Raw genomic sequence first — 25,457 nt, 5'->3', positions numbered from 1 at the left:
TCAGGGCTTCTCGGCCTTGGTGACGAAGACGGGATTGTCGACGCGCGCGGGGAATCCGCCGCGCGGGACGCCGGGCCGGATGTCGCCGTAGAACTCCTTCATGCCCTCGCTCAGGGGTCGTGAGTTCGCGGGCGCCAGCCACAACCGCAGCAGGTGCCGCTTGCGGTCCTCGTCTTCCCAGTCCTCGAACTCGGTCCGCGCGTGGTAGACCACGTGGTTGTTGAGGAACTGGAAGTCGCCGGGCTCGAACATCATCGAGGTGTGGAATCGCGGGTCGTCGTTGAGCGAGATCAGCAGGTTCATCGCCTCGGTCTGCGCGTCGGTCAGCGGCGGCACGTCGTCGAACTCCTGCGCCGACCAGATGTGCGGCGCGACCCAGCGCGAGGAGAAGCGGCCGTCTTCGATGCTGAAGATCGGCTGCCGGTAGTACGGTTTCTGGCCGGGCTGCTCGGAGCCCTTCCAGGAGTGGTAGAAGGGCTGCTGCAGCACCTCGAACAGATCGGGGCGGGTGCGGGCGATCTCGTCGGCGACGGCGACCGAGCTGCAGAACAGGCTCCGCCCGCCGCTCTTGGCCGTCCGCAGCACGAACAGCGCGACGACGTCGGCGCTGTCGGTGTGGAAGCCCAGGCCTTCGCGCGACATGTACCCCCGGCCGGTCTGGGTGATGGCGGACTGGCCGAAGTCCCGGACGTCACCGAGCACGTCGCCCTTGAAGCTCTGCGAGCGCGCGGAGCCCATGTGCAGGCCGATGCCCCAGAAGATCAGCCGCAGCTCGTCCTTGGTGAACCGCTCGACGGGCAGGCCCCGGAGCACGAACAGGCCGAGGTCGTTCTCCAGCCGATCGAGGGTGAGGGCCAGCGCGTCGTTGAAGATGTCGAGGGGGAACGTCTCCTTGGTCAGCGTCTCGATCGTGGCCCCGGCGGCCTTCGACGCGGCGAGCGCGTTCTCGATGTCCTTAATGTCCGCCGGAGTGAGCCGGTAGATCCACCGGCTCTGGTCCTCCAGGTCGGCGGGCAACCAGGCCAGGTCCTTGCTCAGCGGTGAGTAGGTCACAGGCGCTCTCCTTGCTCTACGATATCTGCAACATGCTATAGCAAATAGAAGACGAGCCGATGCTTGTTGTCAAGAGGCGAATCAGTCGAGGTCGGCGCTGAGCAGCAGACGCCGGGACGACTCGAGCTGCTCGCGCGTCAGCTGTTCGACGCGATCGGCGTCCCGGGCGCGGAGGGCGTCGACGAGTTCGCGATGGATCTGCAGGCGGGTCATCCGCTCCTCGGCGGACCACTGCTCGATCAGGCGGATGCGGCGTGCTCGCCCGAACACGCCGGCGCTCGACGCCAGGGAGTCGAGGAAGGCGTTGGCCGCGACCCGGCGGAGCACGGCGTCGAAGCGGTCTGCGGCCTGCTGGGCGGCTTCGGGGTCGGCCACGGACCGGCTCAGTTCGTCGACGATCTTGGCCAGCTCGTCCACCTGGTCGTCGGTGATCTTCTGCGCGGCGAACCGGGCGAGCGCGCCGCGCAACAACGATTCGGCGTAGAGCAGCTCCCGGATCGTCTCCGCCGAGTGGTTGGCAACGGCGAGCGAGCGCGCCGAGTGGCGTTCGATCAGGTGTTCCTGCTCGAGCCGGCGCAGCGCCTCCCGGACCGGGGTGGGGCTCACGCCGAGCATGAAGGCCAGATTGCGTTCGGTGAGCTTCTGACCGGGGGTGAGGGCTCCGCTGGCGATGCTCTCGCGGATCTGCTGGTACGCCTGCTCAGCGAGGGACTCGTGCCGCTCGAGGGACGACAGGGGGTTCCCGGCCGAGTCGGTCACGGTACAGCTCCTCGCGGTCCGGCGCCGCGATCGTCGAGCGGCGCGAGTTCAGCCACATGCTATAGCCAACGTGCAGTAGCGTGCCCCGACCGCCGGCACGCTCGGTTGCGAAGACCCTTTTGACCAACGATGCTATTTGCTATAGCGTCCGGCCAGGAGTCCGCTGCCCAAGCCTGGAGGTCCGGATGACGGCTGGGCGGATTTCTTCGCTCGGCGCGGGTTCCCCACCTACGTCATGGACCAGCCCGCGCGCGGACGTGGGAGCGGGCGAAGCTGCACACCAGGTGGCCCGGCAGCGGTCGCGTGAGGGCCCTGTATTCGACCAGTTCTTCTCGTCCATGGTGCCGTTCGTCCGCGATCGTGACCTGTCGGAGCGATTACTCCCGACCACGGGCGGCTCGTAGACGAGCGGTGTCGCCCGGAAGGTCCGCATCGAGGTCGGGGTGGACGAGCCGTAAGGGATCGCGGCGGGCCCGCCTCTTCGTGGCGCAGGAACGGCGGGCCACTGAGCTCGACGGAGAGATGGCCTTCACCAGATTCGGGCGCGCGTCGGCAATGTGCCAGCCATGTGGACCCGACTGTGAACATCCCGGTCGCGGTGGTCACCTCGGAGGCCGGCTACCACGCCGCCTACGACCACTCCACGGTGAAGTTCCTGAGAGGCGCTGGAGTCGAGACCGACCACATCCGGCTGGAAGAGGCCGGAGTGCACGGCAACGGGCACATGCTCATGATCGAGCAGAACAGCGACGAGATCGCGGAATGGCTGGACGATCGCGGACTTGCCGGCCCCCCGGGATCGGGCCACGTCGTCACAGCACGCCTTCCGCGGCGGCTTGGTGAACGCTGCGAATGACCGGCCGGAAGCCGAGTTCCCGCGCGAGAGTTCCGTCGACGTGCCCCTTCCACGGGTTCTGCAACGGCTCGGCGGACTCGGTGTACTCGGCGCCGACGATGCGTGCGATCTCGTAGACCGTCGTGGGGGCGTCGTCGGAGAGGTTGACGACGCGGCCGTCCATCGCGCCGCTCAGCGCGAGCAGTATCGCGGTGGCGATGTCGCGGTGGTGGATGAGGCTCATTGTCGCGGCGGGGTGCCAGCCCCATGAGCGGAGCAGCTGTGGCGCGGACTGCAGGTGGCCGTCGGCGTCGCCGTAGACGAAGGCGAATCGCAGGACGCTCCACGTCAGTCCGCTTTCGCGCAGGAGGCGTTCCGCGACGATCTTGGTCGCCGGGTAGGGCTGCTTCGCGTTCGCCGGATCCTCTTCGCGGGCCGGCCGCGACAGGTCCTCGTCGTAGACGAGGTTGGTGCTGGCCATGATGACGCGCGCTGCGGGAGCGTGGATCAGCGCGGCCTCGATGAGGTTCTTCGTGCCGGTGACGTTCACCTGCTCGATCAGCGCGGGTTCGGGAGTGCGCAGGACCGCGGCGAGGTGGATGACCGCGGAGACGCCTTCGACCGCTTCGGGTAGCGTCGCCGGTTCGAGCAGATCGCCCTCGACGGGTGTCACGCCCGCCGGGAGTTCCTTGCCCGCGCGGACGAGCGCACGGCACTCGATGCCGGCGTCGACGAGACGGCGGAGCAGGCGGGTGCCGACGAGGCCGGTTCCGCCGGTGACGAGAACGGTCATGATTCGCTTCCCTTCGGAAAGAGACTGGTGAGCCTGCCGGTCGCCTCGCGCAGTACGCGGACGGTCGTCTCGAGGTCGCGTTGCGGGACGCCGTCGAACGCTGTCTGGAGGATCAGCGCGATCGGATCGGGCAACTCACCCCAGAGGGCGGCGCCGGCGGGGGTGGCGGTCAGCACCTTCTGGCGCTGATCGGCGGGATCAGGCTCCTGCTCGACCAGACCCTTGCGGACAAGGGCGGCCACGACGCCCGTGAGTGTCGCGCGCTCGATCCGGAGCATGCGCCCGAGGTCGCGTTGCGAGGTCGGACCCACGGTCATGAGCTGGTGCATGACGTACCACTGCGTGGGCCCGAGATCGAACGGGCGAAGAACCGACTCCATCACCACCCGGCTCGCGAGGTAGTACTTCTTCGCCCACGCGCCCGCGGACTGGTGCTCGGGATCCGCCTGTTTGTTAGCCACCTAACAAAGGTAGCTAGGTGCCTAACAAAGTGTCAAGCGCCGTTGCTGCTCGCCTTCGCGCGTCCTGTTCGGACGGTGAACGCCGGAGGTCCTGGGCGACCACGGAAATCCTCCACATCGCTTGAAAACTCCGACGCACCACTCGCACGTGAACCCGCTGTCGCGGTGGCAGGGATGTCCGACGCGGCGGGAGCGACCTTCCCGCGCCGCTCCGGATGCCGGCGATGCGCTCCCGGTGCGGCCCTCCGATCACCCAGCACGCTCGACCGACCTCTGTGACCCACGCGAATGCGAACGGACGTGGGGACGACATACGCGGGCCAGTATGGTCCGCTGCCGCGCGGCTACGGCTGGGCGTACAGGCGCGTGACAGTGTCGACCAGCTCCGCCAAGCCACTGAGCTGATTGTCGCGCCACCAGGCGAGCCGGACGGGGATCCGGGGGCCGTCCTTGATGGGCCGGTAGGTCACCCCCGGCCGCGGGTGGTGGTGCGCGGTCGCCTCGGACGTGGTGCCCACACCACGGCCGGCGGCGATGGCGTCCAGCCAGGTGTCGACGTCACTGGACTCGATGAACTGCGGCGCGTGGTCGGCGCCGCTCCACAACCGCGCGCTCGTGGTCCCCACGCGGGGGTCGATGATCACAGTGCGTTCGGCGATCTCGGCCATGCTCAGCATCCGGCGTCGTGACCACCGCGGGTCGTCGGACGCGAACGCGACCAGCCGGCGTTCCAGACCCACCACCACGGAGTCGAACCGCTTCTCGTCGACCTGCTTGCGCACGATCGCGACATCGCAGAGGCCTTCGGCCAGCCCCGCGGTCGGCGAGTTGTGCCGGACCAGCTCCAGCTCGACCGACTCGTGCCGCTCAGCCCAGATCCGCTGCAGCTGCGCGGTGTGCCGTCCGAGAGCTGCCCATGCGTACCCGAGCCGCAGGACGTGGTGGCGGGAGGCCAGGAACCCGGTGAACCGATCGGCCTCGGCAAGCACCTTCCGCGCCTGTGGCAGCACCTGCAGCCCGGTGCTGGTCAGTTCGCATCCCCGCGGCACCCGCCACAGCAACTTGTCTCCGACGGTCTTCTCCAGCCCGGCGATCGTCCGGGAGACCGCGGCCTGCGAAACGTGCAGTCGCGCCGCCGCCTCGGTGAACGACCCGGTTTCGGCCACGGTGACGAAGAACCGCAGCTCACGCAGACTCCAATCCATAACACGAGCGTATGGCAAGTCCGAAAGTCGCATTAGGTCATGCCGGGCAGTGCTCTTAACGTGGCGGTATGAGCACCCTCCAGAAACCCGGACGCGCTCGCCCCGCGGCCGGCGGGCTCTCCGCTGCCACAGCGACCCGGAGCCAGCGCGGCGCCGGTATCGCGCTGATGCTCACCAGCTCGGTCTCCAACCAGACCGGCGCGGCCCTGGGCGCGATGGCGTTCCCGGCCATCGGCCCCGTCGGCGTGGTCGCGGTTCGGCAGTTCGTGACGGCGCTCGTCCTGACGCCGATCGTGCGCCCGCGTTTCCGCGGCCTGCGCGCACAGCAGTGGCGGCCGATCCTGGGCCTGGTGGTCGTGTTCAGCGTGATGAACCTCAGTCTGTACGCCGCGGTCGACCGCATCGGGCTCGGCCTGTCCGTCACCCTCGAATTCCTCGGCCCGCTCACCGTCGCCGTCGCGAGCTCACGACGGGCATCCGACTTCGCCTGCGCCCTCGTCGCCGGAACCGGCGTGGTCGTCCTGACCGCCCCGAGCCCGAGCACCGACGTCATCGGCATCGCACTGGCCCTGCTCGCGGCGGCAGCCTGGGGTTCCTACGTGCTCCTCAACCGCACGCTCGGACAACAGCTTCCCGGCTTGCAGGGCACCGCGGTGGCGAGCGCCGTCACGGCGGCGGCGTGGGTTCCGGTCGCGGCGGTCTGGTTCACCTTCCACGCTCCCGGCGCGGCGGCGGTGCTCCTCGCCGTCGCCTGTGGCCTGCTGTCCTCGATCGTGCCCTACGTCACCGACCTGCTCGCCCTGCGCCGGATACCCGCTCAGGTCTTCGGCACGTTCACCAGCATCAACCCGGTCTGGGCCGCGTTGGCGGGGTGGCTCCTGTTGCACCAGGCGCTCAAGCTCAACGAGTGGATCGGCATCGGCTTGATCATCGGCAGCAACGCGGTGGTCACCGCGCGGATGTCCCGCGGCCGGAACGGTCCCTCATGAAGCGTTCCCCCCGGTCGCGAAGCCGGCCCGGACCGTGCCGAGTCCGGAGATCCGGGCGGTGAAGACGTCGCCGGGGGAGGCGGCAACCATCGGGCCCAGCGCGCCGGTGAGGACGATGTCGCCGGCGCGCAGGGGCTCGCCGCGGCGGGCCAGCGTGGCGGCGAGCCAGGCGGCCGCGTTGAGGGGATCGCCCAGGCAGTCGCGGCCGGTGCCCTGGGAGACGAGTTCGGTGCCGCGGTGGAGCCGCATCTCGACGTCGGCCGGTTCGACGTCTCCGAGTGCCTCCCGGGTGTCGCCGAGGACGAACAGGCCGGAGGAGGCGTTGTCGGCGACGGTGTCGACGATGCTGATGTCCCAGCCGGCGATCCGGCTGTCGACGATCTCCAGGGCCGGGGCGAGGAACGCGGTGGCCGCGCGGACGTCGGCGACCGAGCAGGCGGGGCCGGGCAGGTCGGCCCCGAGGATCAGGGCGATCTCCGCCTCCACCTTGGGCTGCAGCAGTCTGCCTGCCGGAACGGTCCCGTGGTGGCCGAGCGCCATGTCGGAGAACAGCGCGCCGAAGTCCGGCTGGTCGACACCCAGCTGACGTTGCACGGCGGGCGAGGTCAAGCCGATCTTGCGCCCGGCCAGGCGGTGTCCGGCCGCGAGCCGCCGCTCGGTGTGCAGGCGCTGGACTTCGTAGGCGGCGTCGATGTCGCCTTCGGCGAACAGGTCGCGGACCGGCGGGCACGGGACGCCGGTGCGGGCAGCGGTGGCCAGCACCTCGGCGGCCTTGTGGACGTGGGCATTCAAGCGAACTACCTCCGAACGGCTGGGCCGGTTGACCGGTTATGCCTCGGTGACGGCGTCGCCGGTGCACACGGAGTGCACCGCGGTGCCGAGCGCTTGGCGGTGCAGGGCGTCGAGCCGCTCCAGGACCGTCGCCGAACCTGTGGCCAAGGCGAGCTGGACCGTGCACGGGACGCGCGAGCCGCGCACCTCCTCCGTGGCCTTCAGCTGACCGAGCAGATCCGTGGTCAGCCGGTCCAGCCGCGTGCGGATCTGTCCCAGGTCGGGGCGGGTGGTGGGGGCCTCGTCCGGGTGGGCCGTCCAACGGGAGAACAGTCCGCTCTGCACCACCTTGCTCGCCGTGATCTGGTCCCGGAAGAAGGCCGCCGCCGACTCCGGGTCCAGGCCGAGCGTGCCGGCCTGCTGCCGCACCTGGTCGAGCACTTGCTGTTCACGGGCGGGGTCGTCGATCGGCGAGTCCGTGCCGAACTTGGCCGCCGCCACGTCGTCGCTCACCCGGAGGCGTTCGACGACGAGGTCGGTCAGCGCGCCGAGCCTGCCGAGCGCCTTATGGGACGCTAGAGCGCCGTTCACGGGCGTGCTCGCGGCGGTGGCCGGGGCAACGGTCACCGACATCGCGCCGGCTACCGTCAGGGCGGTGACCGCGACGCCACGAGCCACCCTGCTGTGCTTGCTCACTTGCTTGCCTCACTTCTCCGGATGGGATCGGACAGGTAGGCGACCTTCGTCAGTCGCTCGGATGCTTCCCACAGTCGCCGCTGCAAGTCGGCGTCGTGGGCCAGTTCGGTGGCGGTGACCAGCTCGGGATGGCCGGTGCGCCCGCGCGGGCCGTAGTAGTCGCCACCCTGCGCCCGCGGGTCTGTAGCGGCCCGCAGCGGCCCCAGCGCTCCCTTCGCCGCGCTCTGGGACACCAGGAGCGCGAGCGGGTTCACCCGGGGATCGAGCGCGGCCCGGACCGCCCAGTGCATGTCACGTCCGCCGTCGGTCCGCGCGAGGCCCGGGTGTCCGGCCACCGCGATGGTGGGCGCGCCGGCGGCTCGGAGGCGACGGTCCAGCTCGTGGCTGAAGAGCAGATTGGCCAGTTTCGCGCGGTAGTAGGCCGGCATGAACCGGTAGGCGGCGCCCGGCTCGGGATCGAGGTCGGCCGGGTCGATCGTGCCCTGCCGGTGCCCGTTGCTGCCGACGGTCACCACCCTGGATCCGGGCGTGCCGGTCAGCAGGTCCAGGACCAGACCGGTGAACGCGAACGGGCCGAGGTGGTTGACGGCGATGGTCGACTCGAAGCCGTCCTCGGTGACCGAGTACCGCACGCGGAAGCCGCCTGCGTTGTTCACGAGCAGGTCGAAGCCGTCGTACTCGTCGTGCAGCCGCCGGGCGGCGGCGCGGACCGACTTGAGCGAGGCGAGGTCCAGCGGAAGGGTGCGGACCACGGCGCCGGGCGCGCCGGCCCGGATCCGCTCGGCCGCCGCAGCCGCCTTGCCCGGGTCGCGGCAGGCCAGCACGACGGAGGCGCCGCGCCGGGCGAGCGCCCCGGCGATCGCGAAACCCAGCCCGGTGTTGGCGCCCGTGACCACAGCTGTCCGCCCGTGCTGCTCGGGGATGTCGTCGGCGGACCAGCGTTTCCGTGTCACGAGTGCGCCTTTCGCCTGGAACGAGGCCGTGGTTCGGCCCGCCTGCTGTTCAACGGTCTTCCCCCGGTCCGCGCGCTGTATGTAGCGCTCACTCTAGCGCACGCTGACGAGGAAAGGTAGAACGTTCGGTCTTGACGTGTGGCCGTGAACGCCTCATAGTGAAACCAGATAGAACGTTCGGTATCGCGGTTCGGCCGTGAGCGAGAAAGGACCTCTCCCATGACGAAGCCCTTGTACGTCGGCATCGCCACCTCGACCGGCGACGGCCGCGCGGGAGGACGGGCGAGGACCGACGACGGCCTGCTCGAGCTCTCCCTGGCGATCCCCAAGGAGATGGGCGGCCCCGGCGGCGCGACCAACCCGGAGCAGCTGTTCGCGGCGGGATGGGCCTCGTGCTTCCACTCGGCGCTCAAGGCCGTCGCGGCACAGCGGAAGGTCAGGATCACCGACTCCGCCGTCGTCGCCGAGGTTCAGGTGCATTCGACGCCGGAAGGCGGGTTCAGCCTCAGCGCGGCGCTGCACGCCGAACTGTCCGGTGTGGACCAGGACACGGCGGACCAGCTCGTCGAAGGCGCCCACGCGATTTGCCCGTACTCGAACGCGACCCGCGGCAACATCCCCGTGACCGTCGACGCGACCGTCGGCTGACGTGGTGACCGGGCCGGTCTGGTACCGCCGGCCCGGCGCCCGCCCGCGCGCCCGGTGGGGGAGTGACACCGTCGCGGACCTATCATGAGGGCATGGCGAGGGATTCCAGCTCCGCTCGGACGGCTGCCGGGCTGAGCAGCCGCGAGGTGATCCTTGACGCGGCTCGCGCCCTCGTCAGAGAAAAGGGCTACGACGGCATGGCGATCTCGGACCTGAGCGCGCAGTCCGGTCTTCCGCCGAGCTCGATCTACTATCACTTCGGCAGCAAGCTCGGCGTGCTGGCGGCGCTGCTGGAGCGGACCTTCGACGAGCTGCACGCGCTGTTCCCCGATCCGTCTTCGTTCGACCACCTGGCGCCGTTGGAGCGCCTGGAAGCCTGGTTCTCCGCCGCGTGCAGTTCACTCGACCGGCGGCCGGATTACCTCCAGTTGCTGGTCGCCATCAGCATCGGGCCGCAGAAGGACGCCGAGGCGGTTCAGGCGACCGTCCGGCGCATCCGCGACTACGCCCACGCTTCCTGGGTTCAAGCGCTCACCCCGATCTTCGCGCCCCACGGTGGCAAGAACAACGAAGCCCTGGTGCAGCAGCTGGCCGTTCTCGGTCGCGCCTTGACCGACGGCTTGTCGGTGACCAACAGCTTCGACGGCGTGAGCTACAGCTCGCAGGTGGCCCCCTTCGTCTCCCTGGTCCGCGGCCTGGCGGAACGGCAGGCCGCGGCGAAGCGGAAGCGCTGACGCCGGCCGCCGTCGCGGTTGGCGATCGCAATCCGCTCGACCTTGATAACGCTGCCGTCCGTTGTATAGTGAGCGCTACATACAACGGATAGGGTGGCACAGTGACGAGCACTCTGGATGTCGGTGACGCGCACCTGGCCTACACCGAGGCCGGTTCGGGCAGCCCGGTCGTGTGGCTGCACGGCTCAGGGCCGGGCGCCACCGGAATGAGCAACTTCGGCGGGAACCTGCCCGCCTTCTCCGACTACCGGAACATCGTGGTCGATCTGCCGGGCTGGGGAGAGTCCCCGCGGCCGGAGACGGACGAGCCGCTGATCTTCCACGCCGCCGACCGGGTGTGCCGCGCGATGACGGCGCTCGGGATCGAGCGGGCCCACCTGGTCGGCAACTCCTACGGTGGCGCCGTGGCCATGCGAATCGCGATGCGCTACCCGGATCGCGTGGACCGGCTCGTCCTGATGGCCCCGGGCGGGGTCCTCCCGCCGGACGCGCCGCCCTGGCCCGCCGGGCTCGCACGCCTCTTCGGTTACATGGCAGCGGACAAGCCGTCGCGCGAGGCCATGGCCGAGTTCGTGCGGCTCATGGTCCACGACGAGTCACTGGCGACCGAGGCGCTCATCGACGAGCGCTACGAGTCCAGCCTCCGGGCCCACCCCGAGTTGCCCATCCCCCCGAACTTCGGGGACCTGACGCCCGACCTGGGTCTCATCACCGCCCCCACGCTGCTGGTGTGGGGCCGGGAAGACCAGACCGTGCCCCTGGCCTGGGCGCCCAAGATCCTCGCCGGCATCCCGAACGCGGAGCTGCGGGTGCTGCCGAACTGCCGTCACTGGGTCCAGTACGAGCGCGCACCCGAGTTCAACCACATCGTCCGCGAGTTTCTGCAGGGTGGCGCGGCCGCCGCGCCGGAGGGATGACACAGTGGGAATCAGGAAACTGGGGTACGTCGGTCTCGAGGTCGCCGACCTCGACGCGTGGACCGACCTGCTCGGGCGCACGCTGGGCGTCGGTGTCACCCACGCGAAGTCCGGCACGGACGAGGTCGCCCTCGCCGAACTCGACGAGTTCAAGTACCGCCTCGCGCTCTACCGGTCCACTCAGGACCGTCCCCGTGAGCTGGGCTGGATCGTGGACTCGCCGTGGGAGCTGGACCGGCTCACCGAGCGGCTGACCGGCGCCGGATTCACCGTCGCGGACGGATCGGCGGAAGAACAGGAACTGCGTGGTGCCACGCAGCTGCGCTGGTTCACCGACCCGGTCGGCTACCGCGTGGAGCTGGCGGTCGGGGAAGCCAAGGTGCGCCTGGGCGCCGACCGCCCCGCCGGCGGGGCCGGCATCACCGGTCTGGGGCACTTCGTGCTGGCCAGCCCCAACCTCGGCGAACTGCGCGAGCTCTACGAGTCGGTGCTCGAGTTCAAGCTGACCGACTACCGCGCTCCCGGCCTGTTCTTCTTCCGCTGCAACCGGACGCACCACAGCATCGCTCTCGCGCACGCGGACACCACCTCGATCCACCACCTCGAGTTCGAGCACGGCTCCATCGACGACGTCGGGCGGGCCTACGACCGGGCCAAGGCCAACGACGTGCCGATCTCGATCAGCCTGGGCAGGCACATGAACGACAAGGCGATCTCGTTCTACGTCCGGAACCCGAGCGGGTTCCACCTGGAGATCGGCTGCGGTGGCATCGAAGTCGGCGACGACTGGATCCCGCACGATTTCGGGCGTTCGGACGAGTGGGGTCACCACCACGCCGACGCGAATCCCTTCGCTTCACCGAGGTCGTGACGATGTCCGATCGATCCGGATCCGATCTGTCCGGCCGGCGCGCGGTGGTCACCGGCGCGGCGAGCGGGATCGGCGCGGCGGTGGCGACCCGGCTCGCCGGGCTCGGCGTCCACGTCGTCGTCTGCGACATCGACGCCGGGGGAGCGGCGCGGACGGCCGAGCGGATCGGTGGCGAGGCGCTGGCGATCGACCTGAGCCGCACCGACGAACTGGCCGGTGTGGAGTTCGATGCCGACATCCTGGTGAACAACGCCGGAATCCAGCACGTCGCGCCCGTCGAACGGTTCGAACCCGACCGCTTCGCGTTCATGCTGCGGCTGATGCTCGAGGCTCCGTTCCTGCTGACCCGTGCCGTCCTGCCGGGAATGTACGAGCGCGGCTGGGGGCGGATCATCCACCTGTCCAGCGTTCACGGCCTGCGGGCGAGCGCCTACAAGTCCGCCTACGTCAGCGCCAAGCACGGCTTGCTGGGCCTGTCCAAGGTCATCGCGCTGGAAGGCGCGGCCAAGGGCGTCACCAGCAACTGCGTCTGCCCTGGCTACGTGCGCACGCCGCTGGTGGAGAACCAGTTGGCGGACCAGGCGGCGGCGCACGGACTGAGCACCGACGAGGTGCTGTCGGAGGTCCTGCTGGCGAAGTCGGCCGTGAAGCGCCTGATCGAACCCGGCGAGGTCGCCGGAGCGGTCGCGTACCTGTGCTCACCCGAGGCCTCGGCCGTGACCGGCACCGAACTGATCCTCGACGGGGGTTGGAGCGCGGCCTGACCCGTCTCTGGAGGGGTTGTCGCCCGCGGGCCGCCGAAGGGGACGGGGCCCGCGGGCCGGCTCGGTCAGGCGGGTCCGGCCATCGGCAACGGCGTGGCGGAGAAGACACCGTCCGGGTCCACCGCCGCCTTGATCCGCTGCAGGCGGGGCAGGTTGTCCCCGTAGACGTGGGGGATCTGGCTGGTTGCTTCCGGCCCGAGCAGGTTGGCGTAGCCACCCGGGAAGGCTTGCCCGGCCAGCCCCGCGGATGCCGCGTCGGCCCAGCGAACGACGTGCTCGCCGCTGTCCTGCGCCGGGTGGATGCCGATGATCTCGGCCATGAGGTGCGGCCGGCGCAGCGCGAAGGCGGTGTCGGTGGTGGAGACCCTGGCCGCGGCGCCGTGGAAGTGGTGCAGGGTCAGCCCGGACATCGGTGTCGGCAGCCGGCCGCCGAATCGCTCGACGACGCCGATGACGTCGTCGGTGAGCCCGGGCACCGAGCGGGTGCGGATGGTGACGTGCCTGCCGTCGGGGAACATCGCGTCCCGCGCGGCGATCGCCGCGGCGTAGGGCGCGGTCTCCAGTTGGGTGAGCAGGGGATCGCCGAGCCGGGTCAGCGCCATCACCGGACCAGCGGGGTCTTCGCCCACCGCGGCGTCCCCCGCCCAGGTCGGCAGCACCAGGAGCGCGGGCGAGCCGTCCGGTACGGCGATCGCACCGACTTGGATCGTCAGGTCGTCGGGGGCGTCGTGGTGCGCCTCGCGAACCCGCTCCAGCACTCGCGTGGCCTGGTGCCAGGGATAGAGCACCAGGCCGGTCATCACGGAGGGCACGGCGTGCAGCCGGACGGTCATCGACGTGACGACCCCGAAATTGCCGCCTCCGCCGCGCAGTGCCCACAGCAGACCGGGATGCTGGTGCTGGTCCGTGCGCACGACCGATCCGTCGGCCGTGACCACCTCGGCGGCCAGCAGGTTGTCCGCGGCGAGGCCGATCCGCCCGGCCAGCGGACCGTAACCCCCGCCGAGGGTCAGCCCGGCCACCCCGACCGTCCCGATCGTGCCGGTCGCGGCCACCAGGCCGTGCGCGCCGGCCGCGGCCAGCAGGTCGTTGGCCGACGCGCCGCCACCGACTTCGGCGGTCCGGGCGCCGGGATTGACCCGGACGTCGCGCAGTGGCCGCAGATCCAGCGTCAAGCCGCCGTCGGACAGGGCACGGCCGGCCCAGTCGTGGCCGCGGCCGCGCACCGTGAGCGGGAGGCCGAATTCCCGTGCGGTGCGCACACCGGTGACCACGTCGGCGGTGGAGTTGCAGGTCAGCACGATGGCGGGCCGGCGCCTCACCGCGGCGTTCCACAAGGTGACGCCCTCGGCGTAGCCCCTGCCGGAAACGTGAATCTGCTGGGCGGGCAGGAGGGCGCGCAACGCGCGCTGCGCTGCGGCGACCGAGGAGTCGTCGCCAGTGTGACCGGGCATGGGTTTCCTTCAGTGAGAGAGGGGAGCAGAATGAGCAAGACCGAACGTTCTATCTCATGTATGTAGTGCTCACTCTAACACGAGATCGGAGGATGCCGCGGAGTTGCCTGTTCCATCCGTTGCACGTCCCGAGATTCTGCTGTGGACGGCCGAGTGGTGTGCACTAGTCAACCCCTCCTCAAGCTTGTAGAGTGAACGCTACATACAGCGCGCGTCGAGTGGCTCTTGTCAGCCGCGTTCCACTGCCGCCCGGGGCTCTACCGGGGCCTGACCGACCGTCGCAACGAAGCGAGGTTCCCTTGAACGTTCTCGAAGAGGTCAAGAACTCACCGATGAGCCGGGCCCAGGTCGGTGCGGTCTCCCTGTGCCTGGTGATCAACCTGATCGACGGGTTCGATCTCCTGGTCACGTCCTTCATCGGGCCGGCGATCACCCGCGAGTGGGGTCTGTCCCCCTCGGCGGTGGGAGTGCTGCTCAGCGGAGGACTGGCCGGGATGGCGTTCGGCGGGCTCTTCCTCGCGCCCCTCGCCGACCGAATCGGGCGACGGCGCCTCACTCTCGGCTGTCTCGCCTTGGCCGCACTGGGCATGCTCGCCGCCTCCGTGTCGCAGGACCTCGGCCAGCTCCTCGTCTGCCGGCTCGTCACGGGCGCGGCGGTGGGCGCGATGGCGGCCAGCCTGCCGGTGCTCACCTCGGAGTACGCGAACCACCGGCGCCGGGGGCTGGTCGTCGCGCTGATCACCACCGGGTACGGTCTTGGCTCGTTCGTCGCCGGGATCGCCTCGAGCCTGCTGCTGGGCCCGTTCGGCTGGCGAGCGGTCTTCGTGTTCGGCAGTGCCGCCACCGCCGTCCTCTTCGTGGTCGGGCTGCGGTACCTGCCGGAGTCGATGGACTACCTCGTCGCACGCCGGCCGCGCCAGGCCTTGGACAAGCTGAACCGGATCCTCGCCTCGATGGGCCGCGCCCGCGTCGAGGACCTGCCCTCGGCACCTCCGGCCTCGGTGTCGCGCAAAGTGGCGCTCGATTCGTTGTTCCGCGGAGGCAACGCCCTTCGGACGGCGCTGGTCTGGGTGGCGTTCATCGCGGCGCAGATGACGTTCTACTTCGCGAGTTCGTGGACTCCCAGCCTGCTGCTGAAGGCCCGCATGTCCGGCCAGCAGGGCATCAGCGGCGGCGTTCTCTTCAGCATCGGTGGTGTCACCGGCGCGGTCCTGCTGGGATTGCTGGTTTCCCGGGTCGGGCCGCGGCGGCTCACCGCGGCCTACTTCGGCATCGGTTCCCTCTTCCTCATCCTGTTCTCCGTGTCGTTGTCGACGCTGGCCACCGCACTGGTCGTGGCCGTGCTCGTCGGACTGTTCCTCAACGGCGCGATCTCGGGGATGAACGTCATCATCCCGAACCTCTACCCGGCCGAAGCCCGCGCGACGGCGCTCGGTCTGGCGGTCGCCGTGAGCAGGCTCGGTGCCGTCCTGGCGCCCCTGATCGCCGGTTTCCTGCTGCAGGCGGGCTGGGCCCCCGGCTCGATGTTCCGGATCTTCGCGATCCCCGGCGTGATCGGGGCTCTCGCGGTGCTCCTCCTCGTCCGGTTCGGACGCACCCGGCCTGGAGATCATCCTGCGCGGACTCGGCATGCGGGTGATGGCACCGACCTCGTCGCGACGTACGATCCACAGAGGAGGCGGTAGGTGCCGGCCACATCAGATCTCGTGCTGCTCCACGGTGGTGGACCCGGCGTCGACGCGGCGAGCAACTGGTCGGGCGTGCGGCCCCGGTTCGAGGGTGAGTTCCGCTGCCTGGCGCCCGATCTCCTCGGGTTCGGGACGCGGATCGCCGGGACGGGCGGGCTCGCCGGGCCGCGTGCCTGGGCGCTGGCCCGCGCCCGGCAGGTACGAGACCTCCTCGACCAGCACGGCCTGGAGCGCGTCCACGTGGTCGGCAACTCGGCCGCGGGCGGGGCCGCGGCACTGGCGTTGCTGTCGATGGCGCCCGAGCGGGTCGACCGCGCGGTCGTCATGGGCGGAGCCGGGACGGGACCACTGCCGCGCGCGATTCCGTTCTACGACAACCCCACCAAGACGTCCATGCGAGCCACCCTCGGCCGGCTGGTCGCCGACGAGCACGTCCACGAAGAACTGCTCGACGAGCTCACCGAGCTCCGGCTGAGGCAGGCACTCCGCCCCGGCGCCGAGTCCGCGTTCCGGTCGATGTTCGCCGACGTCGTGGACGGCCCGCCGCCGGTCGACCTCGGGAAGATCACGACCCCGGTGCTCGCACTGCACGGGGAGTGCGACCGGGTCTCGCCGCCCGAGGTCTCCGAGCGCCTGGTCGCGTCCCTGCCCGACGCTCGCCTCGAAGTGGTGGCCGGGGCGGGGCACTGGATCCACGTCGACCGGCCGGACGAGTTCTGCAAGCTGGTAGGGGAGTTCCTGAGCGCATGACACAGCACAGCGAAGGCCGGGCCGATGTCCTGGTCGTGGGCGCGGGGCCCGCCGGCCTGACTCTCGCCATCGACCTCGCGCAGCGCGGCGTCCCCTGCCACGTCGTGGAAGCGACCGAAGAGCGGGGTGTGAACCCCCGGTGCAACACCACCTCCGCGCGGTCGATGGAGATCTTCCGGCGGCTCGGGCTGGCCGGCGAGATCCGCCGGGCCGGCCTGCCCGGGGACTACCCCACCTCGATCCACTACCGGACGACCCTGGCCGGCGAGGAGATCTACCGGATCGATCTGCCGTCCGCGCGCGAGGTCCTGGCCGGCGAAGGCAAGGACGGCTGGCCGACGCCGGAGCCGCAGCACCGGATCTCGCAGCTGTACCTCGAGCCCATCCTGGAGCGGCACGCCGGCACGCTCCCCGGGCTGACCCTCGAGCGCGGCACCCGGCTGGTCTCGCTCCGGCAGTTCGACGACCACGTCGAGGCGGTGGTGGAGACCGCGGGCGAGCGCCGCGCTCTGCGGTACGCGTACGTGGTCGGCTGCGACGGCGCCCACAGCACCGTCCGCAGGCAACTGGGCATCCGGTACGAAGGCGTCGACGCGATCCAGCGGTTCGTCTCGACCTTCGTCCGCTCGCCAGAGCTGGGCCGGCTCGCCGCCCGCGACCGGGCCTGGACGTACTGGACCTACGGCCGCCGGATCGCGTCGCTGATCGCGATCGACGGCGAGTCGCTGTGGCTCAACCACGTGGCCTTCGCCCCTGACCACGACACCGGGGGCGAGGACCCGGAACAACTGCTGCGGGAGTCCGTGGGGAAGCCCGTGGAGCACGAGGTGCTCGGCGTGGTGCGCTGGACCGGACGGCGGCTCGTCGCCCGGCGGTACCGCGCGGGCCGGGTGTTCCTGGCCGGGGACGCCGCCCACATCTGGATCCCCGTGGGGGGATTCGGCATGAACGCGGGCATCCAGGACGCGGCGACCCTCGGGTGGATGCTGGCGGCCGTCCACCACGGATGGGCGCCACCGGAGCTGCTGGACGCCTACGAAGCGGAGCGCAAGCCGGTCGGCGAGCAGTTCGCCGCGGCGGTCGGCGCCCAGGCACGCACGTCGTTCGCGGACGTCCCGCCGGAGATCCACCTGCCCGGCCCGGACGGCGAGCGGGCGCGCGCGGAGTTCGCCGAGCGGCTCGCTGTCACCGAGCCGCGCCGGTATTCACCCGACGGGTTCAGCTTCGGCTACCACTACGCGGGCTCGCCACTGGTGGTCGGCGGCGGCCACGCCGAGATCACCATGGGGGACTACCAGGATCGGGCGCGGCCGGGGTTCCGGCTACCGCATGCGTGGCTCGACGACGGCCGGTCGGTGCTCGACGTGCTCGGCCACGGCTTCACCGTGCTGCGCGTGAACCCGCGGACCGCGACGACGTCCTGGACCAGGGCCGCCCGGGAACTCGGCATCCCCCTCGCCGTCGTGGACCTGCCCGGACGGTGGCCCGACCGCTACCCCGCCGACTTGCTGCTCGTCCGCCCGGACCAGCACGTCGCCTGGATGGGTGGTGCGGAGGCCAGCCCCGAGCAGCTCCTGCACACAGTCACCGGGCGCGTCCCCGCCCACCAGCGGTAGAGAACACCAGGAGAAACGCATGCCATACGCACTGGGCATCGACGTCGGCGGCACGTTCACCGACGCCGTCGCCTCCGACGGCGCGGGCCGGATCGTGTCGGCCAAGACGCCGACGACCCCGCCCCACCGCGAGGCCGGGGTCATGCGCGCGATCGAAGACCTCGCCGCCGAGCTGGGCATCGACGTCGGCGAACTGCTCTCGCAGACCGACTACATCGCGCACGGCACGACCGCCTCGATCAACGCCCTGGTCCAAGGCCAAGTCGCCGATGTCGGGCTGATCGCCACCAAGGGCCACCGGGACGCGATCTACATCATGAACGCCGAGGGCCGCACGCTGGGCCGGTCGGCCCACGAGATCCAGGACACGCTCCGGCAGCGCAAGCCGGCGCCGCTGATCCCGAAGTACCGGGCCCTGGAGGTCACCGAGCGGATCGACCACGCCGGACGGATCCTGGTGCCGCTAGACGAGGACGAGGTCCGCCGGGTCGCACAGGCCCTCGTGGACCAGGGGGTGGAGGCGATCGCGGTCTGCCTGCTGTGGTCGTTCAAGAACGGCGTCCACGAGCAGCGTGTGCGGGAGCTGGTCCACGAGATCGCCCCGGACATGTACGTCACGCTGTCCTCGGAGGTCAGCCCCCGCATCCGCGAGTTCGCGCGGACCTCCACGACGATCATGAACGCCCAGGTCGGCCCGCGGTTGCGCACCTACCTGCTGCCGCTGCAGAAGCGGCTGGAGGAAGGCGGGCTCAAGGGACCGCTGCTGGTCATGCAGAGCGAGGGCGGCACCATCACCGCCGACCGGGCCCCCGAGCACGCCATCACGACGGTCGGGTCCGTGCTGTCCGGCGGCGTCGTCGGCGGGATGCGCCTGGCCGGGCAGCTGGGCCACCGCAACGTGATCACCACCGACGTCGGGGGCACGACGTTCCTCGCGGGACTGATCGTCGACGGCGAGCCGGTCATGGCGCCGGGTTCCATCGTCAACCAGTTCCCGATCAACGCGGCGACGATTCGCGTGCACACCATCGGCTCCGGCGGCGGGGCCCTCGCGTCCGTGGACGAGGGCGGAAACCTGCGGCTCGGGCCGCAGAGCGCCGAAGCCGTGCCCGGTCCCGCCTGTTACGGCAACGGCGGGACGCGCCCGACGAACACCGACGCCAATCTGGTGCTCGGCATCCTGAGCGAGCGGGGCCTGCTCGGCGGACGCAAGCCGCTGCGGATGGACCTCGCGCGGGAGGCGATCCGCGTGCACGTCGCAGAGCCGCTCGGCCTCACCGTCGAAGAAGCCGCCATCGCCATCCACGAGGTGCAGAACGCGCAGGCGGGGGACCTGCTGCGGCGGGCCGTCGTGCAGGCCGGCTACGACCCCCGCGACTTCGTCGCCTACGCCTTCGGCGGCGCCGGGCCGGCTCACTGCGCCGGTTACTGCCAGGACCTGGGCGTCAGCGAGGTCGTCGTGCCGCTCGGACCGGTCGCGTCCGCCTTCTCGGCGTACGGGCTCGCGGCCTCGGACGTCGCGTTGAGCGCGGAACTGTCCGATCCGTCGTCCTTCCCGGTCGACCACACCGCGCTCGAATCCCACTTCGCGCGGCTCGAAGCCGACCTGCAGCGCGCGCTGGACCGGCAGAAGGTGAAGTTCCACGACGTGTCGTTGCACCGCGAGATCGACCTGCGGTACTCGATGCAGGTCACCGAGCTCTCGACCGCCGTTCCGGAAGCGAAGTTCACCGAGCGCACCGGCGAGGAGATCCTCGCGCGCTTCGAGGAGCAGTACGAGCGGGTCAACGGCAGCGGCGCCGGTTACCGGGAGGCGGGGGTGCAGGCGATCACCTACCGCATGCGCGCCAAGGCCGGCCTCGGCTTCCCGGTCGCGCTGCCCGCCGTCCCCGAAGCGGACGGCCCCGACCCGCGCGAGGCCCTGATCGGAGAACGTTCCGTCTGCCTCGACTCGCAGACCGGTTACGTGATGACCCCCGTCTACGACTACGCGCGGCTGCGCGCCGGCCACGAACTCGCCGGACCGGCGATCGTCGACGTCCCGACCACGGTGGTCGTGGTCCCCGCCGGGGTCACCGGACGAGTCGACCACCTCGGCAACCTCGTGCTGCGCTACCAGTGAGGACAGTTCCCATGACATCCAGGATCCCCGGGGCGGACGAGTTCACCAGCCGCCCCATGCCGCGGGAGGAGCTGCTGCGGCAGATCTCGCCCGCCCTGCCCCTGCACCAGGCCGGCGACGCCGAGGTCGACGCCCTGACCTACGAGGTCGTCCGGCACCGCCTCTGGGCGATCACCCAGGAGATGGGGGAGACGCTGCGCCGCATGTCGGGCTCGCACGTCGTCACCGAGTCCAACGACTTCAACTTCTCCATCTGCGACGAGCTCGGTGAGCAGGTCCAGGTCGGCACGTACAACATCGGCCTGATCGGCTCGATGGACCTGGCGATCACCTGGACGCTGCGGCACCGCAGCGACAACCCCGGTATCGCCGAGGGCGACATGTTCCTGTGCAACGACCCGTGGATCGGCGGCGGCCTGCACCAGAACGACGCCGCGATCCTGGCGCCGATCTTCCACGAGGGCAAGCTGTTCGGCTGGACGACGGCCATCGCCCACCAGGTCGACCTGGGCGGGCCGCGGCCGGGCTCGTTCAGCCCCTCCGCGCAGGACGTCTTCGGCGAGGCCGTCCCCACGCCGCCGATGAAGGTGGTGCGCGGCGGTGTGCTGCAGCGCGACGTCGCCGACGCCTGGGTCCGCCGCTCGCGGCTCCCGCACCTGGTGGGTCTCGACCTGCGGGCCAAGATCGCCGCCAACAAAAACGCGGCCGAGCAGATCCTGCGGCTCATCGCCAAGTACGGCGCGGACACCGTCAAGTCGGTGATGCGCCGGATGATGGACGACGCCGAGCGGCGGCTGCGGGCCAAGCTCGAGACACTGCCGGACGGCACCTGGTCCGCGGTCGGTTATCAGGAGCAGTCGCAGACCGGCGACCGCGGTCTGCACGCCATCAAGGTGGCCATGACCAAGGAAGCCGGCACGCTCGTCTTCGACTTCCGCGGCACCGCCGGGCAAACCGGCATCATCAACTGCCCCTACCCGGGGCTGCGGGCCGGAATCGTCTTCACGATGCTGCCGCTGCTGGCCGGGGACATCCCGTGGGCGGCCGGGGGGCTGATGCGCTGCTTCGAGATCATCACCGACGAGGACACCATCACCAACGCGTCCTTCCCGGCCGCGGTCGGCAAGGGGCCCTTCGGTCCGGCCTGGGGCTCGGGCAACCTCGTCGCCGAGGTGCTGGCCAAGATGCTGGACGCCGAACCGGACCACCGCACCGACGTGCAGTCCATCTGCAACGGCACCACCGACCTCTGTGTCGTGTCCGGTGTGGACACCCGCGGCGGCGCGAGCAAGGGTTTCGTGTCACCGGTCTTCGACGTCATGGCGGGTGGCTACGGCGCACAGGTGTACCACGACGGCGTCGACACCGGCGGCCGGTTGATCATCCCGTCGGCGCGGGCGCCGGACGTCGAGATGACCGAGTACCTCTACCCGCTCGTCGCCCTGTGGCGCCGCGAGGAGACCGACTCCGGCGGGCCCGGCCGCCGGCGCGGGGGGATGAGCGGCTCGGTCTGCTACGTCCAGCACCCGGACCAGCAGGGGACGATGTCACTGGTGGTTTCCGGCACCGGCAAGGTCGCGAACCAGAACGTCGGCCTGGCGGGCGGTTACCCCGGCAACTCCCAGCTCGACCTGGTCGTGCGCGGGGTGAACCAACCTCAGCTGGCCCAGGCGTCGGTCATTCCCGGCGACCTGGAGGAGCTGGGCGGGGAGATCGAGGTGCTGCCCTGCGAAGGGGAGTCCCACCTGGGGCCGGGCGACGCCCTCTACCTCCATTGGCAGGCCGGTGGCGGGTACGGCGATCCGCTGCTCCGGTCGCCGGAGAGCGTCCGCGACGACGTGCGGCAGGTCCGCGTGACGGCAGACGCGGCCGAGGACGTCTACGGGGTCGTGCTCCGCGAGGACGGCGAAGTGGACGGCGCCGCGACCGAAGAGCGACGCGCGCAGCTGCGGCGGCGCCGCGCTTCCGGCGCCGGACTGGCCGGTCAGGTGCGGCTCGTGCCCGCCGGTGAGCCGGACCTGACCGGCCTGCGCCGGCTCGACGACAACCTCGCCGTCCGGGAGGCGCCGGACGGCGGCACGGTGCTGTGCGTCCATTGTGGAACCGCGATCGGGCCACTGGCCGGGGGTGCGTTCGTCGCGTCGCTGGCCCGGCGGGAGGCGCCACCGACCGAGGCGGGGCCGCACATCTGGCACGACCCGCAGGAGTACGTCGACGCGGAGGTCGTCTTCCGGCAGTTGTTCTGCCCCGGCTGCCTGACCGCGGTGCATTCCCGGATCGTCCCGGTGGATCACCCGCTGCCCGCCGACGAATACCGCAGCTGGGCGTGAGCCGGCAGGACGATCGGACGGCCGGCGGCTGCCTTGCGAGGCAGCCGCCGCCGCGAACTGGCTGTGCTACCGCGAGGTTCCGCTCGATGGGCAGGGTGAATCCCGTTGTCTCGCAGGAGATCGGCCGCTGCGCCGAGGAGGTATGACCACGCTGCGGTCCGGAAGTCTTCCGAGTGAGCTAGAACGTTCGGTCTTGACATGGGGCCGCGACCGGTCCAAGCTAGGTCGAGATAGAACGTTCGGTCTTGCGAGCGGTTCTCCTCCTGCTGAAGGGATCATGGTGACTACTGTCGATTCGCCCGCCGTGGGCGGGTTCGCGCCGGCGCTGCGCCGGTTGTACTTCGTGCGGTTCGCGTTCGCCATCGTGTGGGCGGCGCTGGTGTTCCTGACGACCAAGTCGGGGCTGGGGACCGTCGGCATCGTCCTGGTCGTCCTGTACCCGCTGTTCGACGTGGGAGCGGCCGTCGTGGACGCTCGTTCGGCGAAGGGGACCGGATCGGTCCGCGGGTTGTACGTGAACATGGCGATCAGCCTGCTCGCCACCATCGGCGTGGGCGTCGCGGCGGCCTCCGGCATTCCGGCGGTGCTGCGGGTGTGGGGTGCCTGGGCGATCGTCGCCGGGCTGGTCCAGCTGATCGTGGCGATCGTTCGCCGGAAGATGGGTGGCCAGTGGCCGATGATCCTCAGTGGCGGCATCTCGGTGCTGGCCGGCGGCAACTTCATCGTCAGCGCCGCCGCCGCGGATCCTTCGCTGTCCGCCGTGGCCGGTTACGCCGTCCTCGGCGGCATCTTCTTCCTCGTTTCGGCGATCCGCCTCGGCAGTGCCGCGAAGGCCGGCTGACGTGGCCACCTACGACGTCATCGTCATCGGCGCCGGTCCGGTCGGGGAGAACGTGGCCGACCGGGTCGTCCAGGGCGGGCTGACCGCCGCGATCGTGGAGCGGGAACTGGTCGGGGGCGAGTGCTCCTACTGGGCCTGCATGCCGACCAAGGCGCTGCTGCGCAGCGGAGCGGCACTCCGGGCCGCCCGGCAGGTGCCTGGCGCGCGGGAGGCGGTGACGGGCGACCTCGACGTGGCCGCCGTCCTCCGCCGTCGCGACTCCTTCGCTTCGAACTGGAACGACGAGGGCCAGGTGTCCTGGCTCGAGTCGGTCGGCGTCCCCCTGTACCGGGGACACGGCCGGATCAGCTCCGACCGGACCGTCGAGGTGACCGGCGCCGACGGCGCCACCGAGACGCTGACCGCGCTGCACGCGGTCGTCGTCGCCACCGGCAGCGGCGCGCTGGTCCCGGACATCGAAGGCCTTCGCGACGCGAGGCCGTGGACGAGCCGCGAGACGGTGGCGGCCGAGGAAGTGCCGGCCCGGCTCGCCGTCATCGGCGGCGGGGTGGTGGCTTCGGAGATGGCCACCGCGTTCGCCGGGCTGGGGTCTTCGGTCACCATGCTGGCCCGCGACGGCGTGCTGCACCTCAACGAGCCGTTCGCCGGTGAGCTGGTGGCAGCGTCGTTGCGGGACAAGGGGGTTTCGGTGCGCATCGGCGCCGAGGCCGGGTCAGTCAAGCGCAACGACGACGGCACGGTGTCCATCACGCTCACCGACGGCGAGCAGCTCGAAGCCGACGAACTCCTCGTCGCGATCGGCCGCACCCCGAACACCCAGGACCTCGGGCTGGACAACGTGGGCTTGCGGCCGGGCGCGTGGCTCACCGTCGACGAGACGATGCGGGTGGTCGGTGCGGACGGCGCGCCGGTCGGTGGCGGCTGGCTCTACGCCGCCGGCGACGTGAACCGGCGCGTTCTGCTCACGCACCAGGGCAAGTACCAGGCTCGCGCCGTCGGCGACGTCATCGTGGCCCGCGCGAAGGGGGAACCCGCCGACGACCGCGAGTGGGGCCGGCATGCGGCGACCGCCGACGAGCGCGCGGTGCCGCAGGTGATCTTCACGGAACCGGAGATCGCGGCAGTGGGTCTGACCGCGGCCGCCGCCGAGGCCGCCGGGCTGCGGATCCGTGTGGTCGACTTCGACCTGGCCGCGACCGCCGGGGCCGCCCTGCACGCCGAGGGGTACCAAGGGCACGCCCGGATGGTCGTCGACGAGGACCGCAGGGTGATCGTCGGGTTCACCCTCGCCGGCCCGGACGTCGCGGAAATGCTCCACGCGGCGACGATCGCCGTGGTCGGCGAGGTGCCGCTGGACCGGCTCTGGCACGCGGTCCCGGCGTTTCCCACCGTCAGCGAGGTGTGGCTGCGGCTGCTCGAAGCCTACGGCCGCTGATCCGCGCCGGTGTTCCGTCCCACCGCCATGCGGGGGAGGGGACACCGGCGCACCTCCTCACTCGCTGGACTGAGCGACGTCGTGACTGTCCTGATCGGACGGAGGCCGGTGTGCCTCTCGATGCGCGGCGAGCGCGTGCTGGGTCAGCGTGCCCGAGCCGGCTGGCGTCGGCGGGTCGTGACCGTGGCTTGGTCCACCACGGAGGCGTCGCGGTACTTGAGGATTCCTTCGACGCCGAGGAGGAAGGTTTCGCAGACCGCGGCCGGGTCGGCGAGGCAGCCGGCGGCCATGGCGCCGTCGCGCAGCATGACGAAGTGCCTGGCGTGCGGCTCGGGTTCGGATTCGCCGGTGGCGGCCATCAGCTCGGTGATCGTGTCGAGGAACCACTGCCGGTGGGTCAGGACGGCGCGGTGGACCGGGTGGTCGGGCGCGGGATACTCGGCGGCGGCGTTGAGGAAGGCGCACCCGCGGAACCCATCCGAACGGATGCTGTCGGCGATGGTCCCGGCGACCGCGCGCACGGTGTCGGCGGGGGAGTGCCCGGCCTGGCGCACCGATTCGATCTGGGCGCGGATCAGCTCGTCCGCGGCGGTGAGGTAGGCGACGACCAGGTCGTCCTTGCTGGGGAAGTGCCGGTACAGCGTCGCGCGGGTCACCTTGGCCTCGGCGACGATCCGGTCGATGCCGACCGAGTGCAGCCCCTCCGCGTAGAAGAGCCGGCTGGCCGTCCCGAGCAGCCGGGAACGTGCTTCCGACACCCTGTCACCTGCCT

24 protein-coding genes are annotated in these 25,457 nt (G+C 70.7%); 14 read left to right on the top strand and 10 right to left on the bottom strand.

Going from position 1 to position 25,457, the window contains the following annotated elements:
• Together AMY39116_RS42470 and AMY39116_RS42465 are read right to left on the bottom strand one after the other, a co-directional pair.
• On the bottom strand, positions 1-1,053 hold the full coding sequence (locus AMY39116_RS42470) for a TauD/TfdA family dioxygenase (protein WP_020417274.1): 1,053 nt from the start codon (positions 1,051-1,053) through the stop codon (positions 1-3).
• An 81-nt stretch (positions 1,054-1,134) separates the two neighbouring features.
• Entirely contained in the window at positions 1,135-1,812 is a 678-nt protein-coding gene (locus AMY39116_RS42465) for a GntR family transcriptional regulator (protein WP_020417273.1), read from the bottom strand.
• A gap of 580 nt (positions 1,813-2,392) precedes the next feature.
• Between AMY39116_RS42465 and AMY39116_RS0308540 the strand changes: the two genes are divergently transcribed.
• Positions 2,393-2,668, top strand: a complete 276-nt coding sequence (locus AMY39116_RS0308540; protein ID WP_020417272.1) for a hypothetical protein — start codon at positions 2,393-2,395, stop codon at positions 2,666-2,668.
• Here AMY39116_RS0308540 and AMY39116_RS0308535 read toward each other — a convergent pair.
• The 3 genes from AMY39116_RS0308535 to AMY39116_RS0308525 form a co-directional block, all read right to left on the bottom strand.
• A complete protein-coding gene (locus AMY39116_RS0308535; RefSeq protein WP_020417271.1) occupies positions 2,625-3,440 on the bottom strand; it encodes an NAD(P)-dependent oxidoreductase in 816 nt (271 codons plus the stop codon). The two genes, AMY39116_RS0308540 and AMY39116_RS0308535, sit on opposite strands and share 44 nt — an antisense overlap.
• On the bottom strand, positions 3,437-3,901 hold the full coding sequence (locus AMY39116_RS0308530; protein WP_020417270.1) for a MarR family winged helix-turn-helix transcriptional regulator: 465 nt from the start codon (positions 3,899-3,901) through the stop codon (positions 3,437-3,439). The genes AMY39116_RS0308535 and AMY39116_RS0308530 overlap by 4 nt, the downstream gene beginning before the upstream one ends.
• A 344-nt stretch (positions 3,902-4,245) precedes the next feature.
• The gene (locus AMY39116_RS0308525) at positions 4,246-5,106 is read right to left on the bottom strand and encodes a LysR family transcriptional regulator (protein ID WP_020417269.1); all 861 of its coding nucleotides are present in this window, start codon (positions 5,104-5,106) and stop codon (positions 4,246-4,248) included.
• A 68-nt stretch (positions 5,107-5,174) separates the two neighbouring features.
• On the opposite strand from AMY39116_RS0308525, the gene AMY39116_RS0308520 reads away from it, so the two are divergent.
• Entirely contained in the window at positions 5,175-6,095 is a 921-nt protein-coding gene (locus AMY39116_RS0308520; RefSeq protein ID WP_202961406.1) for a DMT family transporter, read from the top strand.
• Here AMY39116_RS0308520 and AMY39116_RS0308515 read toward each other — a convergent pair.
• Genes AMY39116_RS0308515 through AMY39116_RS0308505 form a run of 3 tightly spaced genes read right to left on the bottom strand, consistent with a single transcriptional unit; the run spans position 6,090 to position 8,515 of the window.
• Positions 6,090-6,887: a 2-keto-4-pentenoate hydratase gene (locus AMY39116_RS0308515; RefSeq protein WP_020417267.1), complete on the bottom strand. Its 798-nt coding sequence runs from the start codon at positions 6,885-6,887 to the stop codon at positions 6,090-6,092. The two genes, AMY39116_RS0308520 and AMY39116_RS0308515, sit on opposite strands and share 6 nt — an antisense overlap.
• Before the next feature lie 36 nt (positions 6,888-6,923).
• Positions 6,924-7,562: a chorismate mutase gene (locus tag AMY39116_RS0308510; RefSeq protein WP_020417266.1), complete on the bottom strand. Its 639-nt coding sequence runs from the start codon at positions 7,560-7,562 to the stop codon at positions 6,924-6,926.
• Positions 7,559-8,515 (bottom strand): oxidoreductase, encoded by a 957-nt coding sequence (locus tag AMY39116_RS0308505; RefSeq protein ID WP_027935762.1) that lies wholly within the window; start codon positions 8,513-8,515, stop codon positions 7,559-7,561. The genes AMY39116_RS0308510 and AMY39116_RS0308505 overlap by 4 nt, the downstream gene beginning before the upstream one ends.
• A 219-nt stretch (positions 8,516-8,734) precedes the next feature.
• Between AMY39116_RS0308505 and AMY39116_RS0308500 the strand changes: the two genes are divergently transcribed.
• The 5 genes from AMY39116_RS0308500 to AMY39116_RS0308480 all read left to right on the top strand — a co-directional run bounded on the left by AMY39116_RS0308500 (position 8,735) and on the right by AMY39116_RS0308480 (position 12,449).
• Entirely contained in the window at positions 8,735-9,163 is a 429-nt protein-coding gene (locus AMY39116_RS0308500) for an organic hydroperoxide resistance protein (protein WP_020417264.1), read from the top strand.
• A gap of 62 nt (positions 9,164-9,225) precedes the next feature.
• On the top strand, positions 9,226-9,897 hold the full coding sequence (locus tag AMY39116_RS0308495) for a TetR/AcrR family transcriptional regulator (RefSeq protein ID WP_202961405.1): 672 nt from the start codon (positions 9,226-9,228) through the stop codon (positions 9,895-9,897).
• A gap of 101 nt (positions 9,898-9,998) precedes the next feature.
• Positions 9,999-10,814 carry an alpha/beta fold hydrolase gene (locus AMY39116_RS0308490; protein WP_020417262.1) on the top strand — a complete coding sequence of 272 codons (816 nt, stop codon included), beginning with the start codon at positions 9,999-10,001 and terminating at the stop codon, positions 10,812-10,814.
• A gap of 4 nt (positions 10,815-10,818) precedes the next feature.
• A complete protein-coding gene (locus AMY39116_RS0308485) occupies positions 10,819-11,685 on the top strand; it encodes a VOC family protein (protein ID WP_020417261.1) in 867 nt (288 codons plus the stop codon).
• 2 nt (positions 11,686-11,687) lie between these two features.
• On the top strand, positions 11,688-12,449 hold the full coding sequence (locus AMY39116_RS0308480; protein WP_039791305.1) for a 3-hydroxybutyrate dehydrogenase: 762 nt from the start codon (positions 11,688-11,690) through the stop codon (positions 12,447-12,449).
• A 65-nt stretch (positions 12,450-12,514) separates the two neighbouring features.
• Here AMY39116_RS0308480 and AMY39116_RS0308475 read toward each other — a convergent pair whose 3' ends face one another.
• Positions 12,515-13,903: an FAD-binding oxidoreductase gene (locus AMY39116_RS0308475; protein ID WP_020417259.1), complete on the bottom strand. Its 1,389-nt coding sequence runs from the start codon at positions 13,901-13,903 to the stop codon at positions 12,515-12,517.
• A gap of 299 nt (positions 13,904-14,202) precedes the next feature.
• On the opposite strand from AMY39116_RS0308475, the gene AMY39116_RS0308470 reads away from it, so the two are divergent.
• The 7 genes from AMY39116_RS0308470 (at position 14,203) to AMY39116_RS0308440 (ending at position 24,685) form a co-directional block, all read left to right on the top strand.
• Complete coding sequence (locus AMY39116_RS0308470) at positions 14,203-15,588, top strand: MFS transporter (RefSeq protein ID WP_020417258.1); 1,386 nt, start codon at positions 14,203-14,205, stop codon at positions 15,586-15,588.
• Positions 15,589-16,341 (top strand): alpha/beta fold hydrolase, encoded by a 753-nt coding sequence (locus AMY39116_RS0308465; RefSeq protein ID WP_027935761.1) that lies wholly within the window; start codon positions 15,589-15,591, stop codon positions 16,339-16,341.
• Positions 16,338-17,957, top strand: a complete 1,620-nt coding sequence (locus tag AMY39116_RS0308460; RefSeq protein ID WP_020417256.1) for an FAD-dependent monooxygenase — start codon at positions 16,338-16,340, stop codon at positions 17,955-17,957. Before AMY39116_RS0308465 ends, AMY39116_RS0308460 begins: the two co-directional genes overlap by 4 nt.
• Before the next feature lie 19 nt (positions 17,958-17,976).
• Complete coding sequence (locus AMY39116_RS0308455) at positions 17,977-20,079, top strand: hydantoinase/oxoprolinase family protein (protein WP_020417255.1); 2,103 nt, start codon at positions 17,977-17,979, stop codon at positions 20,077-20,079.
• An 11-nt stretch (positions 20,080-20,090) separates the two neighbouring features.
• Complete coding sequence (locus AMY39116_RS0308450; RefSeq protein WP_027935760.1) at positions 20,091-22,409, top strand: hydantoinase B/oxoprolinase family protein; 2,319 nt, start codon at positions 20,091-20,093, stop codon at positions 22,407-22,409.
• A gap of 277 nt (positions 22,410-22,686) precedes the next feature.
• Complete coding sequence (locus AMY39116_RS0308445) at positions 22,687-23,250, top strand: hypothetical protein (protein WP_084506032.1); 564 nt, start codon at positions 22,687-22,689, stop codon at positions 23,248-23,250.
• 1 nt (position 23,251) lies between these two features.
• Positions 23,252-24,685, top strand: a complete 1,434-nt coding sequence (locus AMY39116_RS0308440; protein ID WP_020417252.1) for an NAD(P)/FAD-dependent oxidoreductase — start codon at positions 23,252-23,254, stop codon at positions 24,683-24,685.
• Positions 24,686-24,828: 143 nt separating this feature from the next.
• On the opposite strand, the gene AMY39116_RS42460 is transcribed toward AMY39116_RS0308440, so the two are convergent.
• On the bottom strand, positions 24,829-25,443 hold the full coding sequence (locus tag AMY39116_RS42460) for a TetR/AcrR family transcriptional regulator (protein WP_020417251.1): 615 nt from the start codon (positions 25,441-25,443) through the stop codon (positions 24,829-24,831).
• Positions 25,444-25,457 lie beyond the last annotated feature (14 nt).

This window comes from Amycolatopsis sp. ATCC 39116, assembly GCF_000231075.2.
Lineage (GTDB): Bacteria > Actinomycetota > Actinomycetes > Mycobacteriales > Pseudonocardiaceae > Amycolatopsis_E > Amycolatopsis_E tucumanensis.
Note: the sequence above shows the minus strand (reverse complement) of the source record. Positions and strands in the feature narration are given on the sequence as shown.

Coding starts and splice junctions, on each gene's coding strand:
- AMY39116_RS0308460 (WP_020417256.1), top strand. CDS start 16,338: ATGACACAGCACAGCGAAGGCCGGGCCGATGTCCTGGTCGTGGGCGCG.
- AMY39116_RS0308500 (WP_020417264.1), top strand. CDS start 8,735: ATGACGAAGCCCTTGTACGTCGGCATCGCCACCTCGACCGGCGACGGC.
- AMY39116_RS0308445 (WP_084506032.1), top strand. CDS start 22,687: ATGGTGACTACTGTCGATTCGCCCGCCGTGGGCGGGTTCGCGCCGGCG.
- AMY39116_RS0308480 (WP_039791305.1), top strand. CDS start 11,688: ATGTCCGATCGATCCGGATCCGATCTGTCCGGCCGGCGCGCGGTGGTC.
- AMY39116_RS0308475 (WP_020417259.1), bottom strand. CDS start 13,903: ATGCCCGGTCACACTGGCGACGACTCCTCGGTCGCCGCAGCGCAGCGC.
- AMY39116_RS0308525 (WP_020417269.1), bottom strand. CDS start 5,106: ATGGATTGGAGTCTGCGTGAGCTGCGGTTCTTCGTCACCGTGGCCGAA.
- AMY39116_RS0308520 (WP_202961406.1), top strand. CDS start 5,175: ATGAGCACCCTCCAGAAACCCGGACGCGCTCGCCCCGCGGCCGGCGGG.
- AMY39116_RS0308455 (WP_020417255.1), top strand. CDS start 17,977: ATGCCATACGCACTGGGCATCGACGTCGGCGGCACGTTCACCGACGCC.
- AMY39116_RS0308450 (WP_027935760.1), top strand. CDS start 20,091: ATGACATCCAGGATCCCCGGGGCGGACGAGTTCACCAGCCGCCCCATG.
- AMY39116_RS0308535 (WP_020417271.1), bottom strand. CDS start 3,440: ATGACCGTTCTCGTCACCGGCGGAACCGGCCTCGTCGGCACCCGCCTG.